This window comes from Mycobacterium sp. 1274756.6 (assembly GCF_001668625.1).
Classification (GTDB): domain Bacteria; phylum Actinomycetota; class Actinomycetes; order Mycobacteriales; family Mycobacteriaceae; genus Mycobacterium.
The window spans coordinates 1-7,807 of the sequence record NZ_LZLJ01000090.1 but is presented as its reverse complement, the minus strand read 5'-3'; the positions used below and the strand labels follow the sequence as shown (position 1 = coordinate 7,807).

6 protein-coding genes and 1 pseudogene are annotated in these 7,807 nt (G+C 68.5%); 3 read left to right on the top strand and 4 right to left on the bottom strand.

All coding sequences use genetic code 11. The features are described 5' to 3' along the window. Together A5643_RS13845 and A5643_RS18765 are read right to left on the bottom strand one after the other, a co-directional pair. A partial coding sequence (locus A5643_RS13845; RefSeq protein ID WP_156628815.1) for a DUF222 domain-containing protein occupies positions 1-497 on the bottom strand: 497 nt, incomplete at its 3' end. Positions 498-609: 112 nt separating this feature from the next. Beyond that, positions 610-729: pseudogene (locus A5643_RS18765) on the bottom strand (MBL fold metallo-hydrolase); the annotation flags it as partial. 172 nt (positions 730-901) lie between these two features. On the opposite strand from A5643_RS18765, the gene A5643_RS13840 reads away from it, so the two are divergent. Beyond that, the gene (locus A5643_RS13840) at positions 902-1,162 is read left to right on the top strand and encodes a type II toxin-antitoxin system Phd/YefM family antitoxin (RefSeq protein WP_066856566.1); all 261 of its coding nucleotides are present in this window, start codon (positions 902-904) and stop codon (positions 1,160-1,162) included. Next, on the top strand, positions 1,159-1,557 hold the full coding sequence (locus A5643_RS13835) for a type II toxin-antitoxin system VapC family toxin (protein ID WP_197497735.1): 399 nt from the start codon (positions 1,159-1,161) through the stop codon (positions 1,555-1,557). The genes A5643_RS13840 and A5643_RS13835 overlap by 4 nt, the downstream gene beginning before the upstream one ends. Positions 1,558-1,963: 406 nt before the next feature. Here A5643_RS13835 and hrpA read toward each other — a convergent pair whose 3' ends face one another. Next, positions 1,964-5,914, bottom strand: a complete 3,951-nt coding sequence (gene hrpA, locus A5643_RS13830) for an ATP-dependent RNA helicase HrpA (protein ID WP_066856560.1) — start codon at positions 5,912-5,914, stop codon at positions 1,964-1,966. A gap of 131 nt (positions 5,915-6,045) precedes the next feature. On the opposite strand from hrpA, the gene A5643_RS13825 reads away from it, so the two are divergent. Further along, positions 6,046-6,672, top strand: a complete 627-nt coding sequence (locus A5643_RS13825; protein WP_066856558.1) for an FKBP-type peptidyl-prolyl cis-trans isomerase — start codon at positions 6,046-6,048, stop codon at positions 6,670-6,672. Between the two features lie 22 nt (positions 6,673-6,694). Here the strand turns inward: A5643_RS13825 and A5643_RS13820 are convergent, their stop codons facing one another. Then, positions 6,695-7,561 carry a metal-dependent hydrolase gene (locus tag A5643_RS13820; RefSeq protein ID WP_066856553.1) on the bottom strand — a complete coding sequence of 289 codons (867 nt, stop codon included), beginning with the start codon at positions 7,559-7,561 and terminating at the stop codon, positions 6,695-6,697. Positions 7,562-7,807: the final 246 nt, after the last annotated feature.

Here is a 7,807-nt window from a genome sequence, read left to right as displayed (position 1 = left end):
AGGCGCCAGAAGTCGAACTGCCCATCGGAGGTCTTGGTGATCCCGGCGTGGCGCCCGGGCCGATCCGGCTCCGGACGCGGCTCCAGCTTCACCGCGGTGCGCAACTGGGCGACGGTGGCGATCTGCACCAACTCCGCATAATGCTCATCACAACCCGCCCCCGCGCCGGCCCACTCGGCGATCACCGCCACCTGATCCAGCGAACACCGCCCCTCCTGCAGGCTTTGGGTGCAGCGCGGCAGTTCTTCCGAGCGCCGCGCCACCGCGGCGATGCGCTCCGCATTGCTCGGCGAACAGCCGGTCTTCCAGGCCACCAGCGCCGGCAACGAGCGCACCCCGGTCGACCCCCACAGCTCGTCGCGGTCGATCTCGGCCACGATCGCCACGATCCGCCCATCGATCGCGTTGCGCTGCCCGGTCAACTCCGCCAACTCGGTGAACAGCGCATCCAACCGCGCGCCGGGAGTCTCGGCAGCGGCTGAAGCGACGGCGGTCATGACCCCAGCCTCCCACCGGGGTCTGACACGGAACGAGATCGTAAGGGCGACGCCGAACGGAGCGCGCGGCAGCAATACCCGGAGCGAGCGGAGGCGTCCGACCGATCAGCCGTCAGTAGTCCCACACGGTCGGCACCGCGCGAAAGGCGGTCCCGTTGACGCCCACGCGACAGACCGAGGGGAACGGGAGGTGCGTCGCCACGAGTGGTTCGCCGGTCGCGGCGAGTTCACGGCCGTTTGACAGCCAGCCGGTGAAGTCGTTGGGACACAGGGCAATACAACGACAGTGAACTGGTAGCCCTACGTATTCGTTTTCGGCAATTCTTTGGCCCACCCGGTTGGGCCGAGGGCGCGCGTGAGAACCTCGAAGGAGCGACATGCTACAGTTGTGCTACATTCGTAGCATGTCTGAAGTCGCTTCCCGAGAGCTGCGCAACGACACCGCAGGGCTCCTGCGGCGCGTCCAGGCGGGGGAGGAAATCACCGTCACCGTCAGCGGTAAGGCGGTCGCACGCCTGACGGCCCTACAGCCCGCCCGGCGCCGATTGCTGAGTCGGGAGGAATTGCTACGACGGCTTGAGCGTGCACAGGCGGACCCTGCGTTGCGTGCGGAACTCGCCGAACTGGTGGGCGACACCACCGATGACCTCGGGTCGCCTTCGTGACCTCCATTGGCCTGCTCGATACGTCCGTGTTCATCGCACAGGAGAGTGGTCGCCGACTCGACGCAGCCGGAGTGCCGGACGAGGTTGCGACGACCGTGATCACCATGGCCGAACTCAACCTCGGCGTCCTTGCGGCTGCGTCGGCAGATGTGCGCGCGCAACGGCTGGCAACGCTCGACGCGATTGCCGACATATTTGTGTTTTCGGTCGACGAAGATGCAGCACGCATGTGGGCGCGCCTTCGCATGCACTTGGTAGAGACGGGTCAGCGAGTGCGACTCAACGATCTCTGGATCGCGGCAATTGCCGCTTCCCGCGACCTGCCCGTGGTCACGCAAGACGAGGGTTTCCATCCACTCGATGGAGTCGCCGGCCTGACTGTTCTGCGGGTTTAGGTCGCGAGGGGACCCAGTCCACGGCGATCTTAGTTGACATAATGTAGCTTATCGGTAAATCGATGTGCTGGGCATTGTCCGGAGCGACGGGTAACGTGGCGCTCTTCGCTTGCCGCGGAGTCATTCCGGGAGTCCTCGATGCCCAACCATCACCCGTCACGCAGCTGGCGCGGATGCGCGCTGTGCAAACCGCACAAGCGCCGCGGCGCCGGACGCGCCACCAAGGATCCGGTCGCGACGCGGCGACGCCTCGGTCGCACCCGGCGTTACTCGCGACACAGCGTCGAACGGGACTGATCGGCCACGGCGGTGAACCCGAACCGCACCCCCCGCACCGTCACCTACCCCCCGCCGCTCCTCTCCATTTCGTCACTGTGACGTTTTACAGGCGGCCGGTCGGAACCGCTCACCGCGACGGTTCACCGGGTCCGGCCGGGATCGCATCGATAGCCCGGTAGATGCGCTGCGGGCTGACCGGCCGGGGCGTGCCGAGTTGCTGAGCCCACAGGCTCACGCGCAGTTCCTCGATCTGGCGTGCGATGTCGCGCACCTCGGCGCTGAGCCGTCGTGCCGGCGTCACGGTGTCGAGCAGTTCGCGGTAAGCGTCCGTCACGGCGTGCACCTGGGCCATGTGCTCCCGGTCGGCGGTGATCTTGTGCGGAAGCTGTTCGAGGCGACGCCGGGCCGCTCCCAGGTAGCGAATCAGATCGGCCAGGTGTGCGCGGCCGGTGGCCGTGACGAAACCGGGCACCAGCAACCGGTCCAGCTGGGCGCGAACGTCATCGATCGCGTCGCGCTGGGCCGGCGATGGTTCGACCGGCAACAACAGTTGCACCTCGCGGGCCGCGGCCAACACCTTCTCGACGCGGCCCACGATGGCCACGGTGGTCGGCACCAGGTCGTTCCCAACACTCGTCTGCAGGGCGATGAATCCGTCCCGGCTCCAGACCGGCTCGCTGACCAGGTCGTCGACGGCGGCATCGGCGCAGTCCTCGATCAGCGCTGTCAGCGAACCGTCCGGATTAGCCGCCAAGGCCAGCCGCATGGTCGAACCCAGTTGCCGCTCCACCGCTTTGACCGGCGAGGGCAGGCTGCAGCGCAATAGCCGCCGGATTCCCGGTGCCGCGGCGATCTGCTGTTCGGCCGCGGTGGCAAAGACCTGAAGGTCGACGGCGGCACCGGCGTCGACGAATGACGGGTAGCCGCGCACCGTGCGTCCAGCCACCTCCCGTTCCACCAGCCGGGGCACGTCGAGCAGATCGTCGGGCCAATCGCGTAAGCCGCGGCGTTCCAGCTCGCCGGCCACCGCGCCGGCGACCGCGTCCCGCGCCGGTTCGGCCAACCGTTCCTGCAACTCACCGAGATCGGTCCCACGCCCCAACTCACGGCCGTCAGCGGACTCCACCGCGAACGTCAACCGCAGGTGCGAGGGCAACGCGTCCAGGTCGAACGCCTCGACAGGCACCTGTATCCCGGTGCGGCGGTGCAATTCGCGCTGCACCGCCTCGAGCAACGCTCCATCGCCCGGCCCGATCGCCGCCAGCACGGCGCGAGCGGTGTCCGGTGCGGGAACGAAGTTGCGCCGCAGATTCTTCGGCAGCGAGCGGATCAGGGCGGTGACCAGCTCCTCGCGTAGGGCCGGCACCTGCCAGCTGAACTCCGCGCCGCCGACCCGGGCGAGGACGTCGATCGGCACATGCACCGTCACCCCGTCATCGGCGGCCTCGGGTTCGAAGCGATAGGTCAGCGGCAGCGCGGTTTCTTCGAATTGCCAGCGATCCGGGCGGCCGTCGGTGACGGTCTCGGTGGTGCGCAGCAGGTCATCGCGAGTCAGGTTCAGCAGCGTCGGGGTCTTCCGGACCTGCTTCTTCCACCACGAGTCGAAATGCCGTGCGGAAACCACCTCGTTCGGGATTCGAGCGTCATACAGGGTGTACAGTTCGTCGTCATCGACCAGCAGATCGCGGCGGCGCGCGCGATCCTCGAGTTCTTCCAGTTCGGTGCGCAGGCGCGCGTTCTCGGCGACGAACCGGTGACGGGTGTGCCACTCCCCCTGTACCAACGCATGGCGGATGAAAAGCTCGCGCGCCACCGCCGGGTCGACGTCGCCGTAGCCGACCCGACGCCGGGCCACCAGCGGCAGGCCGTAGAGCGTCGCCCGCTCGAACGCCAATACCTGACCGCGTTCGGCGTCCCAGTGCGGCTCACTGTAGCGGCGCTGGACCAGATCCCCCGCGACCCGCTCGACGACGTCGGGGTTGATCCGGGCCGCGATCCGGCCGTAAAGCCGGCTGGTTTCGACCAATTCGGCCACCATCACCCATCGCGGCGGCCGCTTCGCCAGCACCGATCCGGGTACCAGCGCAAAGCGGGCGTTGCGCGCACCCAGGTAGTCGCGCCCGCCGAGATGGCGCATACCGACATGCGATAACAGCCCGGCCAGCAGCGCCGCGTGCACCCGCGCCCGGTCAGCGGGCTTGTCCCAGCCGACACCGGATTCACGCAGACCGAGATCGGCGGTGATCCCGCGAAGCTGACCGACCAGGTCCTGCCATTCCCGAATCCGCAGGTAGTGCAGGAACTCATCGCGACAGAGCCGACGGAAGGCATTGCCGGACAAGTCTTTACGTTGCTCGGTCAGATACCGCCACAGATTGAGGTAGGTGAGGAAATCGGATTCCTCGTCGGCGAACCGGGCGTGGCTGGCGCGTGCCGCCTCCTCCTTGTCGGCCGGGCGTTCCCGCGGATCGGGGATCGTCAGTGCGGCCACCACGACCAACACCTCCCGCAGGCAGCCCTCCGCGTCAGCGGCCAGGATCATCCGCCCCAGCCGCGGGTCGACCGGCAGCCGGGCCAGCCGGCGCCCCACCGGGGTGATCCGTCCGGCCGAGTCGAATGCACCGAGTTCCTGCAGCAGTTGCACCCCGTCGCGGATGCTGCGCGCATCCGGGGGGTCGAGGAACGGGAAGCTCGCGATGTCACCGAGTTGCAGCGCAGCCATCTGTAACAGCACCGCGGCAAGGTTGGTGCGCAACACCTCCGGGTCGGTGTAGCGCGGGCGGCCGGCGAAATCCGCCTCGGAGTACAGCCGGATGCACACCCCCGGTGCGGTGCGGCCGGACCGGCCGGCCCGCTGCGCCGCTGATGCCTGCGAGATCGGTTCGATCGGCAATCGCTGCACCTTCAACCGCCGGCTGTAGCGCGAGATGCGGGCGTTGCCCGGGTCGACGACGTAGCGGATCCCGGGCACGGTCAGCGAGGTCTCAGCCACGTTGGTGGCCAGCACCACCCGGCGCACAAGCCGCGACCCGGTCGGGGGTGCGAAAACCTTCTGCTGCTCGGCGGTGGGCAGACGCGCGTACAGCGGCAGCACCTCGAGGTGGTGGTGGCCGCGCAAGGCTTCGGCGGTGTCCCGGATTTCGCGTTCGCCGGAGAGGAAGACCAAGATGTCACCTGGGGGCTCGGTCTGCAGTTCCTCGACCGCGTCGACGATCGCCTCGACCTCGTCGCGAGGGCGCGTCCGGGTGATCTCTCGGTCCGGGTCGACGGGCTGGTCGGGATGCTCGGTGGTCGCGGTGGCGGCTACCGGCACCTCCAGCGGGCGGTAGCGGATCTCGACCGGGTAGGTCCGCCCGGAGACCTCGATCACCGGCGCCCCGGAGAAATGCGCCGCGAAGCGTCCCGGTTCGATGGTCGCCGACGTGACGATCACCTTCAGATCGGGCCGGCGCGGCAGCAGTCCATGCAGGTAGCCGAGCAGGAAGTCGATGTTCAGGCTGCGCTCGTGGGCTTCGTCGAGGATCAACGTGTCGTAGCGCAACAGCCGACGGTCGCGTTGGATCTCGGCGAGCAGGATGCCGTCGGTCATCAGCTTGACGAGGGTGCGGTCGCCGGCCTTGTCGGTGAACCGGACGGTGTAGCCGACGATGTCGCCCAGTGGGCTGCCCAACTCGTCGGCGATGCGCTCGGCCACGGTCCGGGCGGCCAACCGGCGCGGCTGGGTGTGCCCGATGGTGCCGCGCACACCGCGCCCGATGTCCAGGCAGATTTTCGGCAGCTGGGTCGTCTTGCCCGAGCCGGTCTCGCCGGCGATAACCACGACCTGATGCTCCCGGATCGCCGCCGCGATGTCGTCGCGCCGTTCGCTCACCGGCAGGTCGGGGTAGCTGATCGTGGGTACGGCCGCGCGCCGCGCGGCGATGCGTGTCTCGGCGGCGGCGATCTCGTCAGCGAGTCGCCGCACCGCGTCCGGCGACGCGTCGCGAAGCTTTTTCAGCCGCCTGCCGAAGCGGGCGGCGTCGCGGATGCTCAACCCGTCGAGTCGCCCGCGCAGCGTGGTTATGGACGCTTCGGCCACGCCGTGAAGGATAAGGGTCGCCGCGCCGGTCTCGCCCGGTGCCGCCGGCGGCTCGGACACCACTCCGCGAAACCGGCCGGCGCGGGCGGGGCGGGGTAACGGCCCCCGATGATGGCTGTAGCGTGGCGGGCGTGAAAACCTCCCGTGTGCCTTCGCTGATCACGCTCGCCGCCGGAACCACGTCACTGGCCCTCGCCCTCGCCGCATGCGGATCCGGATCCGACACGTCGGCCTCGCAGGCGCCGTCGATCACCGACGCGGTCTCCTCCTCGACCACCGAGGCACCGGCCGCCGCGGCCTCCTGCCCGACCGCCGCCCCGGCCTCCGATGCGGCGCCGCAGTGGACGCTCTCGGGCGCCACCGGCTCGGTCGCGGTCACCGGCTCCACCGACACCGCCGCACCGCTGGTCAACGTCGACGCCCCGTTCAGCGTCACCGAAACCCAGGTCGAGACCCTGGAGCCGGGCGACGGCGCCGTGGTCGCCGACACGGCGACGGTCTCGGTCTGTTATATGGGGGTCAACGGCCGCGACGGCACCGTGTTCGACAGCAGCTACGAGCGCGGCGAACCGGTGGAGTTCCCGCTGGACCGGGTGGTTCCGGGCTTCCAGAAGGCCATCGCCGGCCAGACGGTCGGCTCGTCGGTCGCCGTCGCGATGGTGCCCGACGACGGCTACCCCAACGGTGAGCCGCGCGCCGGGATCGCGCCCGGCGACACCCTGGTCTTCGCAATCAAAATCCTCGACGCGTCGTCCTGAGCGTTACCGAGCGCCCCGGCCGCTAATTGACGGCGTACATCGGGTTGCCGCTGGCGTCCTGGAGCTGGTTGGCCCAGTACTCCAGGGTCGGCCCGCTGTCCCAGTCATCCGGATGGAAACCCGTGCGGGTGTAGGACGCGTAGCGGCGCAGCGCTTCCCGGCTGAACAGCGGCGACTTGCGGAACTCGTTCAGGCTGCGCAGCAACCGAATCGGGTTGTAGGCCGCCCGGTCTCGCAGCAATGAGCGAACCGTCTGCAGGACCATCTCGATCACGAAAATCGTCGTCGCGATCCGCATGGCCCGCACCCGGTTGCGTTCACTGCCACCGACCGCCTCGTAGACGTCGAACGCCACCGCTTTGTGCTCGGCCTCTTCGAAGGCGTGCCACAGCAGGATCGACCGGACATCGGAGCCGTCCAGCAGGGCCAGCAAGTCGTCGTCGTTCAGCAGGATCTCGGCAAAGGACGCGGTGTAATGCTCCAACGCCGCGGTCGCGGCCAGCCGCATCTCCGGGGAGTAGATCCGGTCCACCCGGCCGAGCAGCCACTTGACGTGGCGGTCGATCTTGTCGGTCGGGTATCCCATCGCCTGTAGCCGCTCGTTGAGCATGCGGTGCTGGGCCTTGTGCGACGACTCCTGGCCGATGAAGCCCTTGACCTCCTGCTGCAGGCGGGGGTCGGTGATCTGGTCGTTGTAGTTACGCACCGAGCGAATGAAGAAGTCCTCCCCCTCGGGGAAGACCGCCGACAAGACCGCGACGAAGTGACTCATCACCAAGTCGTCGTCGACGAAATGTTGGCGCTTGGTGCCGCTGGGAAAGGTGAACTTGACCCGTCGCGCCTTCAGCGGAACGTGCGGGTGCTGACGGGCCGGTGTGTTGTCGCTCATCTCGACCTCCTGTCGCGCCGAGAAGGGGTGAGCGCTCCGGAAGCGCTGTGGCGGGAGGATCGGCGGGGTGACGCGCCGTCGTCGGCGCCCCTCGGCGGTGCGGGCGCCTCGCGAGCTCCCTTTCCGCCGAGTTTACCGACGATCGGACGATCCGGGGCCGGTCGTTAGCTGTGATGTCCGGAGAGGTTGTCCCGCCCGTTGGCGGTGAGTCGCCCTGACAGGTGAGGGCCTCCGGTTGTGAAGTGG